This window comes from Halolamina pelagica (assembly GCF_900115675.1).
In the GTDB taxonomy this organism is placed as follows: domain Archaea; phylum Halobacteriota; class Halobacteria; order Halobacteriales; family Haloferacaceae; genus Halolamina; species Halolamina pelagica.
This window is the reverse complement of the sequence record NZ_FOXI01000006.1, coordinates 168,669-183,205: the sequence shown is the minus strand read 5'-3', so window position 1 is coordinate 183,205 and position 14,537 is coordinate 168,669. Positions and strand designations below refer to the sequence as shown.

The window sequence follows — 14,537 nt, the reverse complement described above, 5'->3', positions numbered from 1 at the left end:
ACCCACATGGATCACTACCAACCCACCGAAGCCGACTTCGTCGAGGCCGTCGACGACGTCCACCTGAAAGTCGGCGCCAGCGGCGAGGAAACGAGCGTCCAGCACTTCGAGATCGAACCCGGCGCGGAGGTCCCCTCCCACAGCCACCACCACGAACAGGCGGGCCTGATCACGCAGGGCGAACTCACGTTCGTCCTCGAGGACGGGGAGGAGGTCACCGTCGGCGCCGGCGAGTCCTACACCCTCCTCGGCGACGAGGTCCACGCCGCCGAGAACCGGGGGGACGAGACCGTCGTCGGCGTCGACGTGTTCGCGCCGCCGCGGACGAACCCCGACTGGGCGGAGTAGGGACTGGCTGGCGAACGGCAAAAGAAAGCGGAACGGAGAGCCGCAGACGCTGGCCGAGGCCAGCTTCTCGATCTTCCCGGAAATCGAAGGTTTCCGGGCGCACGAACTCGCCTAGACGAGTTCGTGAATGTTGTCGATGACCGTCTCGGCGTACTCCGTCGTGGAGACTTCCTCGGCGTCCTCGCGCTGCCGTGCGAGGTCGTAGGTCACCGTCCCCTCGTCGATCGTCTTCTCGACGGCGTCGCGGATCAGCTTCCCGGTGTCCTCCCAGCCGAGGTACTCGAACATGAGTCGGCCCGAGAGGATCAGCGCGGTCGGGTTGGCCTTGTCCTGGCCGGCGCGCTTGGGCGCGGAGCCGTGGACGGGCTCGGCGAGACAGCGGCCGAAGCCGAAGTTGGCGCCCGGCGCGATCCCGAGACCGCCGATCTGGGCGCCGGCGGCGTCGGAGAGGTAGTCGCCGTTGAGGTTCGGCATCGCCAGCACGTCGAACTCGTCGGTGCGGAGCTGCATCCACTGGAGCATCGCGTCGGCGAGGCGCTCCTCGACCATGACGGCGTCCTCCGGGATGTCGACCTCGTCCTGCTCCTCCCAGAGCGAGTCGGGCGCGGCGAAGACCTCGTCGTCGGGGTACTCCTCCTCGGCGACCTCCATCCCCCAGTCGCCGAACTGGCCCTCGGTGAACTTCATGATGTTCCCCTTGTGGACCAGCGTGACCGTGTCGCGGTCGTTCTCGATGGCGTAGTCGATCGCCTCGCGGACGAGGCGCTTGGAGCCCTTCTCGGAGATCGGCTTGAGACCGAGGCCGATGTCGCCCTCGTGCATCACGTCGTCGAAGCCCATCTCCTCCTCGACGAACTCGCGGACCTGCTCGGCCTCGTCGGTGCCGGCCTCCCACTCGATGCCGGCGTAGACGTCCTCGGTGTTCTCCCGGAACGTGACCATGTCCATCTCCTCGGGCGCCTTCATCGGCGACGGGACGCCGTCGAGGTAGTAGGTCGGGCGGACGTTCGCGTAGAGGTCGAGCGTCTGGCGCAGCGCGACGTTGAGGCTGCGGAAGCCGGCGCCGACGGGCGTCGTCAGCGGGCCCTTGATCGCGACGCGGTGCTCGCGGATGGCGTCGACGGTCTCCTCGGGGAGGTTCTCGTCGTACATGTCGCGGGCCGACTGGCCGGCGTAGACCTCCATCCAGCTCACGTCACGGCCCGTCGCCTCGGCGGCGGCGGTCAGCACGTCCTGTGCGGCCGGGCCCACGTCCTTGCCGATGCCGTCGCCGTGGATGATCGGGATGATCGGGTTCTGCGGTACGTCGAGCTCGCCGGTCTCCTCGTCGGCGAGCGTGATCTTCGACCCCGACTCGGGGGGTTCGATGTGCTCGTAGCTCATGGCACTGAAAACGTCTCACAGCGGGACCAAATGCTTGCCGTTCTTCCGGCCGCGGCGGCCCGAGGGACGAACCCGGCGCGGGCGACCGTTTCCCGTGGATTGATGGGCGCTGGCAACACCCACACGAGCATGCGCATCATCGTCCACGGCGGCGCCGGCGGCACCCCCGACGAACCCGAACCGCGACAGGCAGTGCTCGACGAGGCGGCCGCGGCGGGAGCCGCGGAGGAGACCCCCGTCGACGCCGTCGAGGCCGCGGTGAACGCCCTCGAAGCGTCCGACCGATTCAACGCCGGCTACGGCGGGGCGGTCCAGTCCGACGGCGCGGTCCGGACCGACGCCGGCCTGATGACCTCAGACCGCGAGACCGGCGCCGTCGCCAGCATGGACGGCGTGCAGGAAGCGGTCTCCGCGGCGCGGGTCGTGATGGAGGAGACCCCGCACGTCTTCGTCGCCGGCGAACACGCCGTCGATCTCGCCGACGAGTTCGGCGTCGGGACGGGCGTCGACCTGCTCACCCCCGAGAAGCGCGAGGAGTACGAGGACGAGGCCCCGCCGACGGCGGGACCGAAAGCCCACCTGGAGTGGCTCGAGGAGCGGTTCGGCGGCCACGACACCGTCGGCGCCGTCGCGTTCCACGAGGGCGAGTTCGCCGCCGCCACCTCCACGGGCGGTCGATCGTGGGCGCTCGCGGGGCGCGTGGGCGACGTGCCACAGGTCGGCTCCGGGTTCTACTGTACGCCCGCCGGCGGCGCCTCGGCGACCGGCGCGGGCGAGGACATCGCAAAGGTGACGCTGAGCCAGCGCGCGGTGGACAAGCTGGAGAACGGCGCCGACGCCCAGAGCGCGGCCGACGACGCCATCGCCGAGTTCGACGAGCTCACGGGCTCCTCGGCGGGCGTCATCGTCTGCGGCGAGGACGGCACCGGCGCCGCGTTCAACTCCGAGGGGATGCAGACCAGCACGGCGACGCGGTAGGGTCGCTTCGCGGCCCGGCGCGGCTGGCCGTCGCCGCACACGGCCCCTCGTCCCGATGCGGCTGGCAGTGGCCGCACACGGCCCCTCGTCCCGGAACCTCTTTCCCCGACACAGGCCAACCCAACAGCCATGAGCTACGGCGATCTGAGCGAGGACGCAGTCGAGAAGCACCACGAGGCCGGCGAGATTCTGGTCGAGGTGATGGAGGAGGCTCGGGAACTGGTCGAGCCCGGCGTGACCCACCTCGAAGTCGCCGAGAGCGCGGAGGAGCGCATCGTCGAACTCGGCGGCGAGCCGGCGTTCCCGGTCAACATCAGCATCGACCACGAGGCCTCCCACGCCACCCCCGAGGCCGACGACGAGACGGTGTTCGGCGAGGACGACATGGTCTGTCTCGACGTCGGCGTCCACGTCGACGGCTACATCGCCGACTCGGCGGTCACCGTCGACTTCTCGGGCAACGACGAACTGGTCGAGGCCGCCGAGCAGGCGCTCGACGCCGCGCTCGACGAGGTCGAAGCCGGCGCCGAGGTCGGCGTCGTCGGGGAGGCCATCGAGGACGTGATCGACGGCTACGGCTACTCGCCCGTGCTCAACCTCTCCGGGCACGGTCTGCAGCACTACGACGCCCACACCGGGCCGTCGATCCCGAACCGCGGCGTCGACCGCTCCGTCGAACTGGAGGCCGGGCAGGTCGTCGCCATCGAGCCGTTCGCCACCGACGGCAGCGGGAAGGTGGGCGAGGGGAGCCACGAGCAGATCTTCGAGCTGCAGGAGGAGCGCTCCGTGCGCGACCGCGCCGCCCGGCAGGCGATGGACCAGATCACCGCCGAGTTCGACGGGCTCCCCTTCGCGGAGCGCTGGCTCGACACGCCGCGGCCGTCGATGGCGCTGCGCCGGCTGAAAGCCGACGGCGCCGTCAAGGGCTACCCCGTGCTCCAGGAGGACGAAGGGAACCTGGTCTCGCAGGCCGAGCACACGCTGATCGTCACCGAGGACGGCTACGAACTGACGACCGCAGGGCTGTTCGAGTAGCTGGTCGGTCTCGATCCTCGAAAAACGACGGCGCCGAAGCGCCGTTCCGACGCATAGCCGGCATCGCTCGTCGTCGGGCCCCCACACCCGCGACGGCCACTGCCGGGGGTTACGCGTTGTTCATCCGCGTCGCCGTCTCCGAGTCGCACGTCCGGCAGACGGAGACGCGGTACGGCTCCCTGGAGAACTCGGAGTTCTCCTGTTGATCGCTCTCGGTCCGGATCTCGACCCGGACGTCGTGGATCGTCTCCCCGTCACACTCCGGACAGTTCTCTCGAACGTTGTCGGGATCGGAGGGTTGAGTGGCCATGCGCCAATCCCTTCTCGGAGGAGTCTGATAAAGGCGGCGCTAACCGGACCGACGGCACGGCACCGGAACGGGCGAGATCGACGCCGAAACGCCCGTTATCGCCCGTTCGTCGGTGGAGCCGCCGATCCGCCGTCGTCTGGCGGGTGTCGGATACGCGTCAGACGTACGGGAGGGGATACATAGACGTTACGGCGAACCGGTTCAGGGCCGCGGCGGGTCGCCGCCGTAGGCGTCGAGGTCGCCGTAGAAGTTCAACATCCCGAACTTCACCTTCTCGGGGTTCATGTCGATGAGTTCGTCGCGCTCACCCTCGGGGAACGTGTCGCGGACCGAGAACCGACCCATGTCCGCGCGGGTGTACCGCTTGTCCGCGAGCACGCGCACCCCGAAGTCGTCGGGCGAGCGGATCACCCGACCCAGCGCCTGCCGGGTCTTGCGGACGGTCGGGATCTCGACGGCGTAGCGCCACCCGGCGTTCTTCCGGTCGCCGTAGGCACGGTCGTAGGCGTCCTGGACGGCCTCCAGTCGGTCGTCGATGTGGGGGTACGGGACGCCGACGACGGCGACCGTCCGGGCGTCGTCGCCGTCGAAGCTCACGCCCTCCGCGAGCGTCCCCCACAGGGAGGTGAACAGCGCGGCGTTCTCGCTCCCGACGAACTGCTCGCGCAGCTCCTCGGTGTCCACGTCCGAACTGTCGAGCATGAGATCGGCGTCGCCGCCGTCGGCGTCGCCCACGGGCCGGCCGTCGCCGCCGCCGAGACGCTGGTGGTAGCGCTCGGCCTCGGCGTAGGAGGGGAAAAAGAGGAGGGTGTTGCCGGGCGTGAACTCGGCGAGGTCGGAGACGAGCCCGGAGACCGACTCCTGCACCTCCGGGTCGCCGCGGTCGCTGGCGAACAGCGCCGGCGTGCCGGCGGCGTAGGTCCGGCGGCGGTCCTCGGGGTACTCCAACCCGTAGGCCATCGTCACGGGGTCGTCCAGCCCCAGCACGTCACTGGCCACGTCGAAGGGGCGGAGCGTCGCCGACATCAGGACGCTCGCGTACACCTCGTCGAACAGCGCCTCGGTCACCCGGCGGGGGATGCAGGTGTACAGCTCCGCGCGGCCGTAGACCTCGTCGGTGCCCTCGTTCCGGCGCACCGAGACCACGGGGTACTGCCCGAGTTCGGCGTTCTCGTCCATCCAGACCGAGAGGAACCGGGCGGTCGCGAGCGTCGAACTCTCGGCGCGGGAGGTCGCCTCGCCGCTCTTGTACGCCTCCTCGTACTCCTCGTCGATGGCCTCGCCCAACTGGATCGCGAGTTCGATCTCGGTGTCTATCCCCCGCCCTTCGTAGTTCCGGAGGAAGGCGAGCGTCAGGTCGTCGCGGGCGTCGTCGTTCGCGATGGGGATGTCGTGCCAGTGCTCGTCGATCCCCTCTCGTTCGCCGTACTCGAAGCCGTCCTCGTAGGCGTCGACCAGCGCGTCCCGGAACGCGCCGACGACGTTCTCGGCAGCCTCGGCCCGGGAGTCGTCCCGGTCGTCGAGTTCGTCCAGCGCGCTGTCGAGGGTGTTCTCGGTGAGGCTCCGACTCGCGTGGTCGCGGGCGGCGGACTCGATGTTGTGGGCCTCGTCGAACACGGTCACGACGCGCTCGGGCTCCCGGTCCAGCCACCGGAAGAACTGCTCGCGGATGGTGGGGTCGAGCAGGTGGTGGTAGTTACAGACCACCAGGTCGACCGCCTCCATCCCCTCCTTCAGCAGTTCGTAGCCACAGAGGTTCTCCCGCTCGGCGTACTCGTAGATCTCCTCGGGCGTCCGGACGCCGTCGTAGAGCCACTCGTAGAACTCGTCGTTGTCGCCCAGCAGGTTGTTCCGGTAGTGCTCACAGACGTTCGCCCCCTCCACGTCCTCGATGCGCTCCTCGACCTCCTCCAACTCCTCCATCACCGCCTCGCGGCGCTGGGCGGCGGCGGCGTCGCCCTCGCGGCTGGCGTCGAGGAGTTCGCGCTGTTGCTGTTCGAGTTCGCGCTTCTCGGCTTCGTCCTCGACGAGTTCGCGAGTGGTGTCACGGAGCGTCTGGCACTCCTGGTAGTCGACGCCGATGTGACACATCGACGACTTCCCCTTGAACACCACCGCGCGGATGTCCTCCTCGTCGTCGATGGCGCGGGCCTCCTCCACGAACTGGCGCATCTGCTGGTGGACGTTGGTCGTGATGACGACGGTGCGGTCCTCCTCGCGGGCGTGCTCCAGGGCGGGCACCAGCGCGGAAAGCGTCTTGCCAGTCCCGGGCGCGCCCTCGAACAGCACGTCGTCGCCGTCGTCGAGGGCGGCGGCGATGCGGGTCATCGCCTCGCCCTGGTTGGGGTAGGGGCTGTCGTACGGGAAGAACCGGCGTGTCGTCTCTGCCACTACCGGGGGTGGGGCGTTCTCGGCCAAAAGTTCTCGGTCGCGAGGCCGGAAACTCCGAACGGAAAAATGACTGGCAGGAAACCACCCGCAAGCGAACCGTCTACACCCCTTCGTTTCGATTGGAGATCAGTCCGCCAGCTCCAGCAGGAGTTCCAGGGACTCGCCCTCGCGCTGGAACAGGGCGTAGAGGACCCCCAGCACTACGAACAGTACGATCGCGGCGATCAGGATCTCGATCAGTCCGATCTCCATCGGCGTGGCGCGGGTTCGCCGTCGCGACGGAAGGGCGTGGTGGCCGACTCAGACGCCCAGCGCCGCGTTGAGGCCCGTGCCGCCCACGGCGAAGGTGAGCGCGATCCCCAGCGCCGCCGCCGGCGGGATGGAGGCGTTGTCGTCGACGACGTAGCCCGCGACCACCGGCGTCAGGCCGTCGGCCAGCGTCGCGCCCGCGGCGCCCGCGGCGGCGGCCGAGAGCCCAACCGGGAGGGGAGTGATCACGGTCGTGAACGGCGCCGCGAGCGCGAAGCAGACCAGGAACATCACGCCGAGGACGCCCGCCTGCTTGGCGGTCCCGGCGTCGTTCGAGCCGAGGTAGCCCGAGACGGGGTCGCCGATGATGAGCATCAGCATCGCCGGGAGCGCGACCGCGGGGGCGAAGACGAACGCCACCGCCGTCTGGGAGTAGGCGTACAGCGCGTAGCCCGCGACGTTCTCGCGCTCGTACTCGCGGGCCAGCGTGTCGAACAGCGGCCACTGGTAGTCGAGCACCAGCCGGACGAACTCGAGCACCGAGACGGCCACGGAGAGGGCGACCAGCAGCAGGCGGACCTGCGGCCAGTCGACCAGTCCGAGCAGGTACAGCGCCGGGATCCCGATCCCGGAGGCGTGCACGCCGCGGCGCCCGAGTTCGCTCATCAGTCCGCGGTCTCGACGGTCTCGTACTGGGCCAGTACCGTCTCGAAGTCGGTCTCGCCCTCGTGGAGCGCCTCGAGTTGCCCCACGAGTTCGTCAGTCGGGATGCGGGCCTGCGCGCCCGTGTCACGGTCCCGCAGCGTCACGGACTCGGGGTCGTCCTCGAGGCCGTCGCGGTCGACGGTGACACAGAACGGCGTGCCGACCTCGTCCTGCCGGCGGTAGCGACGGCCGATCGAGCCCGAGTCGTCCCGGGTGGCGTCGAAGCCCGCCGCCCGGAGCGTCGAGACCACCTCGCTCGCGGTCTCCAGGAGCGGCTCGTGGTTGCTGACCAGCGGGAACACCGCCACGTCCGTCGGCGCCATCTCGGGCGCGAAGGAGAGGTAGTCCCGGGGGTCGCCGCCGAGGTCGTCGCGCTGGAGCCCGTGGTCGATCAGGGTGTAGACGGTTCGGTCCACGCCGAAGGACGGCTCGATCACGTGGGGGACGATGTGTTCGCCCGCCTCGGTCTCCTCGACGACCTCGAAGTTCGCCACGTCGGTGTCGACCGTGTACGCCTCGCCGTCGACGTCGACGGTTACCTCGTCGTCCTCGAACGCGTCGGGGTCGCGCTCGGCCAAGTCCTCGAGCGCCGCGGCGACCGCGCCGGCGTCGCCGCCGAACTCGGGGCCGAGCGTCGCCATGTCGGGGTCGACGCTGGGGCGCTCGACCGTCCGGGGCTCGTCGTACTGCTTGAACACGGTGAAGTTCTCGCCGCTGCCCGCGGCGTGTTTCGAGAGGTCGTAGTCGCTGCGGGTGGAGAAGCCCGCGATCTCGATCCAGTCGCCGCCGGCGCTCTCGACCTTGGCCTCGGCGTCCCAGCAGTCCGCCGCGTAGTGGGCGCGCTCGCCCGGGAGGTGCTGGCGGAACCGGAGCTGCTCGGTGTCGACGCCGATGCGCTCGTACCACTCCTGGGCGACGCCGAGGTAGTAGGCGATCCAGTCCGAGGCGACGACGCCCTCGTCGACGGCCTCGCGGACGCTCAGCTCCTGATAGCCCTCGGTCGCGGGGGCGTCAGTCTGCTGCTCGGGCGCCGCGTAGAGCCGGAGCCCCACGTCCGCGACCTTCTCGAGGTCGGGCTCGTCGGTCTCGGGGTCGATGAACGTCTCCAGTTCGGCCTGGGTGAGTTCGCGGACCCGGATCAGGCCGCGGCGTGGCGAGATCTCGTTGCGGTAGGCCGGACCGATCTGGGTGACGCCGAAGGGGAGCTTCCCGCGGGCGTACTCCTTCAGCCGCGGGAACTCGACGAAGATGCCCTGGGCGGTCTCGGGCCGGAGGTAGCCCGGCTGGCCCGAGCCGGGGCCGATGCTCGTCTCGAACATGAGGTTGAACTCATCGACCTCCTGCCCGCCGAGGGCGGCGCCGCAGGACGGACAGGTGAGGTCGTGGTCGGCGATGAGGTCGGCGACCGCCTCGGGCTCCAGGGCCTCGGCGTCCTCGAGGTCGGTCGCGTCCTCGACGAGGTGGTCCGCGCGGTGGGACTCGCCGCACTCCGGACACTCGACGAGCATGTCGTCGAACGTGTCGAGGTGGCCCGAGGCCTCGAAGACGGGCTCGGGCATGATCGTCGGCGCCGCGATCTCCTCGTTGTCCTCCTTGAGCGCGAACCGGTCGCGCCAGGCGGCCTCGACGTTGCGCTTCAGCGCCGCGCCCTCCGGGCCGAACGTGTAGAAGCCGGCGGCGCCGCCGTACGCCTCCGCGGCCGCGAAGAAGAAGCCGCGGCGTTTCGCGAGCTCGGTAACGTCGGCGTCCTCGTTCATCAGACGGCCTCCAGCAGGTGCACGTCCCGGAGCACGCCGGCGAGCTCGCCGCCGCTGACGACCGGGATCTGCTCGATGTCGTTGGTGATCATCAGCCGTGCGGCCTCGACGGCGGACTTGCCCTTCGAGACTGTCACGACGTCCTCGGTCATGAACTCCGAGACCGGCTCGGCCGGGATCTCGACGTTCCGCGTCGGCACGTAGCGGTTGCCGACCGACTTGATGCTCTCCCACTTCCAGTGCTCGTCGTCGCCGGCCATCGAGGCGCCGGCGTCCTCCTCCCCCTCGACGACCTCCGCGACGGCGACGATGTCGGGTTCGGTGAGCACGCCGGCCATCTCGGTGTCGTCGTCGAGCGCGATCGTGTAGGGCACGTCCGCCAGTCCGATCTCCCGCTCGGCGACCGGGAGCGGCGTCCCGGTGTAGGTGGTGTTGACGCTGCCGTTACAGAGGTCGCCCACCCCGGCGTCGGTGGCGACGTCCTCGCGAGCCAGCGCGCGCATCACGTCGGTGATGGTGACGATGCCGACGAGCGTCCCGCCGTCGTCGGCCTCGACGACCGGCACCCGGCGCGTGCCCGCCTCGAGCATCAGTTCCGCGAGCTCGTGGAGGGTGGCGTCGGCGGTCGTCGTCGGCACCTCCCGCATCAGGAGCGCGAGGTCGTCCTCGTCGGGGTGTTCGATCAGGTCGTCGCGGGAGACCAGCCCGCGGTACCGCTCGCCCTCGTCGGTCGCGCGGACGACGGGGACCGAGGAGAACTCCCGTTCCTGCAGGTACTCGAGGGCGTCGTCGCGCGAGCCCGGCAGCGAGACGGTCACGAGGTCGGACTCGGGCGTCATGGCGTCGGCTACCTTCATGGGGTCGTGTTCTCTTGGGCCCCTCTTGTACTCTGCGAAGGTGTGCGCAGGCCGATCACACCGAGCGTCGACGGGGACGGGACTCCGAAGTGATGTGACGCCTGGGTCCGCAACCGCCGGCAGGGAGGGCCGGTCGTCGTCTGTCCATGTGAACCATGGTCAATGTTTCGACGGGTTTATGTCTCTCTGCGTGGGAGGTTGTAGCATGGCACCGGGCACGGTTCACGGCGGTGACGACGTGATGGGCTCGCTGGACGACGCCGAGTTCGTTATCGCGGATCTCGGCCGGGAGGAGGCCTGGATCTCGGTCGCGGAGGCCGACGCGCCAGTCGTCGCGGAGTGGGCGTAGCGCACTCGACCACCGCATTCTTCTGCCCGACCCGTTCGCGCCGAGCCGTCGCTGCCGAGCGACCGCGGCGGGAGTCAAGGTTTTTGTCCTCGTCGCCGCTTGGATACGCGTATGGATTACCGCGAACTCTCCCCTGACCGCGAGTTCCTCGCCCGCCTCGAGACCGGCGCCGACTGGCGCGAGGAGATCGAGTCGCTGGCGGTCGAGGAGGACGTCGACGCCGCCTGGTTCAACGCCATGGGCGCGGTGCAGGACGCCGTCGTCTGGTTCTACGACCAGCAGGAGGGGGAGTACGAGTCCGTGGAGTTCGAGGAACCCCTCGAGGTGGCGGCCTGTCTGGGCAACGTCTCCTACCTCGACGGCGAGCGGTTCGCGCACACGCACGCGGTGCTCTCGCGACCGAGCGGGCAGGCGCTCGCGGGGCACCTCGATGCCGCCACGGTGTTCGCCGGCGAGGTGTACATGCGGACGTTCGAGGAACCGCTGGAGCGAGACCACGACGAGGAGACCGATCTGGACCTCTGGCTGTGAGCCCGACGCCCGGAGGTGAGTACCGGTGAGAGACGACGACGAGCGCTACTTCGAGCGCATCGAGAGCCAACTCGACGACGCGTTCGACCGCGCCGAAGCCGCTCGCTCGCAGGGGTACGACCCCCAGACGGAGATCGAGATCCCGGTCGCGCGGGACATGGCCGACCGCGTCGAGAACATCCTCGGCATCCCCGGCGTCGCCGAGCGCGTCCGGGAGCTCGAAGGCGAGATGAGCCGCGAGGAGGCCGCCCTCGAGCTCGTGGAGGACTTCGTCGACGGCAACGTCGGCGACTACGACAGCCGCGAGGGGAAGATCGAGGGCGCGGTCCGAACTGCGGTCGCCCTGCTCACTGAGGGCGTCGTCGCCGCGCCGATCGAGGGGATCGACCGCGCGGAGCTGCTCCAGAACGACGACGGGACGGAGTTCGTGAACGTCTACTACGCCGGCCCGATCCGCTCGGCGGGCGGGACCGCACAGGCGCTCTCGGTGCTCGTCGCCGACTACGCGCGCTCGCTGCTGGGTATCGAGGAGTTCCACGCCCGCGACGACGAGGTCGAGCGCTACGCCGAGGAGATCGCCCTCTACGAGAAGGAGACCGGCCTCCAGTACACGCCGAAGGACGAGGAGACGAAGTTCATCGCCGAGCACATGCCGATCATGCTCGATGGCGAGGCCACCGGCGACGAGGAGGTCTCGGGCTTCCGCGACCTCGAGCGCGTCGACACCAACTCCGCCCGCGGCGGGATGTGTCTCGTCATGGCCGAGGGGATCGCCCTGAAGGCGCCGAAGATCCAGCGTTACACGCGCCAACTCGACGAGGTCGACTGGCCGTGGCTACAGGACCTCATCGACGGCACGTACTACGACGGCGACGCGGACGACGCCGAGGAGGCCGACGACGAACCGGACGACGCCGACGGCGACGGGGCCGCCGACGAACCGGACGAGCCCGAAGGGCCGGTCCGGGCCGAACCCGCGACCAAGTACCTCCGGGACCTGATCGCCGGCCGGCCGGTGTTCGGCCACCCCTCCGAGTCCGGCGGGTTCCGCCTGCGCTACGGCCGCGCGCGGAACCACGGGTTCGCGACCGCGGGCGTCCACCCCGCGACGATGCATCTCGTCGACGACTTCCTCGCAACGGGGACCCAGATCAAGACTGAGCGCCCGGGGAAGGCCGCCGGCGTCGTGCCGGTCGACTCGATCGAGGGACCGACGGTCAAGCTGGCGAACGGCGACGTGCGCCGGATCGACGACCCCCAGGAGGCGCTCGAAGTGCGAAACGGCGTCGACGAGATCCTCGACCTCGGCGAGTACCTCGTGAACTACGGCGAGTTCGTCGAGAACAACCACCCGCTCGTCCCGGCGTCGTACAGCGTCGAGTGGTGGGAGCAGGAGTTCGACGACGCCGGCGCCGACGTGCAGGCGCTCCGGGACGACCCCCACGTCGACCTCGACGCCCCCGACCCCCGGACCGCGCTGGACTGGGCCGGCCGGTACGACTGCCCGATCCACCCCGAGTACACCTACCTCTGGCACGACGTGACCGTCGCCGAGTTCGACGCGCTGGCGGCGGCCGCCGCCGACGGGGAGATCGACGACGACGGCCTGCTGATCGAGCGGAGCGACGACGCCCAGCGCGCGCTCGAACGCCTGCTCGTCGAGCACACCGCGACCGAGGGGACGCTCCGAGTGCCCGAGTACCGCCCGCTCCTTCGGTCGCTGGGCGTGACCACGGAACTGGAGCGGGAGTGGGAGCCCACGGACCTGAGCGAGCGCGCGCGGACCTGGGGCGCCGAGAGCGAAGACGCGGTCGCGGACGGTGGGGTGGCAGTTTCCGACGACACCGACGGGACGGCCGTCGGCGACGCGTCGGACGCCGACACGGCCCCGCTGCCCGGCACGAACGCGATCGAGGCGGTGAACGAGGTCGCGCCCTTCGCGATCCGGGAGCGTGCGCCCACGCGGATCGGCAACCGGATGGGCCGGCCCGAGAAGTCCGAGAGCCGCGACCTCTCGCCGGCGGTCCACACGATGTTCCCCATCGGCGAGGCCGGCGGCAGCCAGCGCGACGTGGCCAAGGCCGCGAAGGACCGCACCGACCGCGGCCGCGGGAAGATCGAGGTCAGCCTCGGCGAGCGCGAGTGCCCCGACTGCGGCGAGCACACCTACAAGAACCGGTGTCCGGAGTGTGAGTCCCACACCGAGCCGTACTACGAGTGCGACGACTGCGGGATCGCGGTCGAACCGGACGAGTCCGGGCGCGTCGTCTGCCCGCGGTGCGAGTGGGAGGTCGAGAGCCCCGAGGAGCGCGTGATCGACCTCAACGCGGTCTACCACGACGCGCTCGACTCGATCGGCGAGCGCGAGGGGAGCTTCTCCATCCTGAAGGGCGTGCAGGGGCTGATGTCCGCCAACGAGACCCCGGAGCCGATGGAGAAGGGGATCCTCCGGGCGAAACACGGGGTGTCGTCGTTCAAGGACGGCACGGTGCGCTACGACATGACCGACCTGCCGGTCACTTCGGTCCGGCCCGCGGAGCTGGACACCACCGCCGCGGAGTTCCGGCGGCTCGGCTACGAGACCGACATCGACGGCGAGCGGCTGCGGCACGACGACCAGTTGGTCGAACTGAAGGTGCAGGACATCGTCCTCCCCGACGGCGCCGCCGAGCACATGATGCGGACGGCGGACTTCGTCGACGACCTGCTGGAGGAGTTCTACGGGCTGGAGCCGTTCTACGGGGTCGAGGAGCGCGAGGACCTCGTGGGCGAACTCGTGTTCGGGATGGCGCCCCACACCTCCGCGGCGGTGGTCGGTCGGGTGGTGGGGTTCACGAGCGCCGCCGTCGGGTACGCCCATCCGTACTTCCACGCGGCGAAGCGGCGGAACTGCGACGGCGACGAGGACTGCGTCATGCTCCTGCTGGACGGCCTGCTCAACTTCTCGAAGGAGTTCCTCCCCGACCAGCGCGGGGGCCGGATGGACGCCCCGCTCGTCATGTCCTCCCGGATCGACCCTTCGGAGATCGACGACGAGGCCCACAACATGGACATCGTCCGGCAGTACCCCACGGAGTTCTACGAGGCCACGCTGGAGATGGCAGACCCCGGTGAGGTCGAGGACCTGATCCGGATCGGCGAGGACACGCTCGGTACCGAGGACGAGTACCACGGCTTCGACCACACCCACGACACCGGCGACCTCGCGCTCGGGCCGGACCTCTCGGCGTACAAGACCCTGGGCGACATGGAGACGAAGATGGACGCCCAACTCGAGCTCTCCCGGAAGCTCCGGGCCGTCGACCAGACCGACGTGGCCGAGCGGGTGATCGAGAACCACTTCCTCCCGGACCTGATCGGGAACCTCCGGGCGTTCTCCCGGCAGGAGACGCGCTGTCTCGACTGCGGCGAGAAGTACCGCCGGGTGCCCCTGACCGGCGACTGCCGGGAGTGTGGGGGCCGGATGACGCTGACGGTCCACCGCGGCTCCGTGAACAAGTACATGGACGTGGCCATCGAGGTCGCCGAGGAGTACGGCTGTCGGGACTACACCAAACAGCGGTTAGAGGTGCTGGAGCGCTCGCTGGAGTCGATCTTCGAGAACGACAAGAACAAACAGAGCGGGATCGCGGACTTCATGTAGT

At 69.7% G+C, this 14,537-nt stretch carries 13 protein-coding genes; 6 read left to right on the top strand and 7 right to left on the bottom strand.

The window, feature by feature from the left end; all coding sequences use genetic code 11:
- Positions 1 to 6: 6 nt before the first annotated feature.
- Positions 7 to 348: a cupin domain-containing protein gene (locus BMZ83_RS10320; protein WP_074878328.1), complete on the top strand. Its 342-nt coding sequence runs from the start codon at positions 7 to 9 to the stop codon at positions 346 to 348.
- Between the two features lie 111 nt (positions 349 to 459).
- On the opposite strand, the gene icd is transcribed toward BMZ83_RS10320, so the two are convergent.
- Positions 460 to 1,731 (bottom strand): NADP-dependent isocitrate dehydrogenase, encoded by a 1,272-nt coding sequence (gene icd, locus BMZ83_RS10315; RefSeq protein WP_074878326.1) that lies wholly within the window; start codon positions 1,729 to 1,731, stop codon positions 460 to 462.
- 129 nt (positions 1,732 to 1,860) lie between these two features.
- Here icd and BMZ83_RS10310 point away from each other — a divergent pair, with 129 nt between their 5' ends.
- On the top strand, positions 1,861 to 2,709 hold the full coding sequence (locus BMZ83_RS10310) for an isoaspartyl peptidase/L-asparaginase (RefSeq protein ID WP_074878324.1): 849 nt from the start codon (positions 1,861 to 1,863) through the stop codon (positions 2,707 to 2,709).
- A gap of 129 nt (positions 2,710 to 2,838) precedes the next feature.
- Positions 2,839 to 3,744, top strand: coding sequence for a type II methionyl aminopeptidase (gene map / locus BMZ83_RS10305; RefSeq protein ID WP_074878322.1), 906 nt, complete (start codon positions 2,839 to 2,841; stop codon positions 3,742 to 3,744).
- A gap of 109 nt (positions 3,745 to 3,853) precedes the next feature.
- Here the strand turns inward: map and BMZ83_RS10300 are convergent, their stop codons facing one another.
- The 6 genes from BMZ83_RS10300 to BMZ83_RS10280 all read right to left on the bottom strand — a co-directional run bounded on the left by BMZ83_RS10300 (position 3,854) and on the right by BMZ83_RS10280 (position 10,013).
- Positions 3,854 to 4,054, bottom strand: a complete 201-nt coding sequence (locus BMZ83_RS10300) for a DUF7835 family putative zinc beta-ribbon protein (RefSeq protein ID WP_074878320.1) — start codon at positions 4,052 to 4,054, stop codon at positions 3,854 to 3,856.
- 201 nt (positions 4,055 to 4,255) lie between these two features.
- Entirely contained in the window at positions 4,256 to 6,445 is a 2,190-nt protein-coding gene (locus BMZ83_RS10295; protein ID WP_074878318.1) for an ATP-dependent DNA helicase, read from the bottom strand.
- Positions 6,446 to 6,571: 126 nt separating this feature from the next.
- Positions 6,572 to 6,697, bottom strand: coding sequence for a hypothetical protein (locus BMZ83_RS17360; protein WP_255458114.1), 126 nt, complete (start codon positions 6,695 to 6,697; stop codon positions 6,572 to 6,574).
- A 48-nt stretch (positions 6,698 to 6,745) separates the two neighbouring features.
- Complete coding sequence (locus BMZ83_RS10290) at positions 6,746 to 7,360, bottom strand: dolichol kinase (protein ID WP_074878315.1); 615 nt, start codon at positions 7,358 to 7,360, stop codon at positions 6,746 to 6,748.
- Positions 7,360 to 9,156 (bottom strand): glycine--tRNA ligase, encoded by a 1,797-nt coding sequence (glyS, locus tag BMZ83_RS10285; RefSeq protein ID WP_074878313.1) that lies wholly within the window; start codon positions 9,154 to 9,156, stop codon positions 7,360 to 7,362. Before glyS ends, BMZ83_RS10290 begins: the two co-directional genes overlap by 1 nt.
- Entirely contained in the window at positions 9,156 to 10,013 is an 858-nt protein-coding gene (locus tag BMZ83_RS10280) for a CBS domain-containing protein (protein WP_074878311.1), read from the bottom strand. Before BMZ83_RS10280 ends, glyS begins: the two co-directional genes overlap by 1 nt.
- Before the next feature lie 205 nt (positions 10,014 to 10,218).
- Between BMZ83_RS10280 and BMZ83_RS16880 the strand changes: the two genes are divergently transcribed.
- From BMZ83_RS16880 to BMZ83_RS10270, 3 genes are all read left to right on the top strand, one after another.
- Complete coding sequence (locus BMZ83_RS16880; protein WP_166623263.1) at positions 10,219 to 10,362, top strand: DUF7556 family protein; 144 nt, start codon at positions 10,219 to 10,221, stop codon at positions 10,360 to 10,362.
- A 111-nt stretch (positions 10,363 to 10,473) separates the two neighbouring features.
- A complete protein-coding gene (locus BMZ83_RS10275; protein WP_074878308.1) occupies positions 10,474 to 10,893 on the top strand; it encodes a PPC domain-containing DNA-binding protein in 420 nt (139 codons plus the stop codon).
- Positions 10,894 to 10,918: 25 nt separating this feature from the next.
- A complete protein-coding gene (locus BMZ83_RS10270; RefSeq protein WP_074878306.1) occupies positions 10,919 to 14,536 on the top strand; it encodes a DNA polymerase II large subunit in 3,618 nt (1,205 codons plus the stop codon).
- Position 14,537: the final 1 nt, after the last annotated feature.

Coding starts and splice junctions, on each gene's coding strand:
- BMZ83_RS10280 (WP_074878311.1), bottom strand. CDS start 10,013: ATGAAGGTAGCCGACGCCATGACGCCCGAGTCCGACCTCGTGACCGTC.
- glyS (WP_074878313.1), bottom strand. CDS start 9,156: ATGAACGAGGACGCCGACGTTACCGAGCTCGCGAAACGCCGCGGCTTC.
- map (WP_074878322.1), top strand. CDS start 2,839: ATGAGCTACGGCGATCTGAGCGAGGACGCAGTCGAGAAGCACCACGAG.
- BMZ83_RS10310 (WP_074878324.1), top strand. CDS start 1,861: ATGCGCATCATCGTCCACGGCGGCGCCGGCGGCACCCCCGACGAACCC.
- BMZ83_RS17360 (WP_255458114.1), bottom strand. CDS start 6,697: ATGGAGATCGGACTGATCGAGATCCTGATCGCCGCGATCGTACTGTTC.
- icd (WP_074878326.1), bottom strand. CDS start 1,731: ATGAGCTACGAGCACATCGAACCCCCCGAGTCGGGGTCGAAGATCACG.
- BMZ83_RS10300 (WP_074878320.1), bottom strand. CDS start 4,054: ATGGCCACTCAACCCTCCGATCCCGACAACGTTCGAGAGAACTGTCCG.
- BMZ83_RS16880 (WP_166623263.1), top strand. CDS start 10,219: ATGGCACCGGGCACGGTTCACGGCGGTGACGACGTGATGGGCTCGCTG.
- BMZ83_RS10290 (WP_074878315.1), bottom strand. CDS start 7,360: ATGAGCGAACTCGGGCGCCGCGGCGTGCACGCCTCCGGGATCGGGATC.
- BMZ83_RS10275 (WP_074878308.1), top strand. CDS start 10,474: ATGGATTACCGCGAACTCTCCCCTGACCGCGAGTTCCTCGCCCGCCTC.
- BMZ83_RS10320 (WP_074878328.1), top strand. CDS start 7: ATGGATCACTACCAACCCACCGAAGCCGACTTCGTCGAGGCCGTCGAC.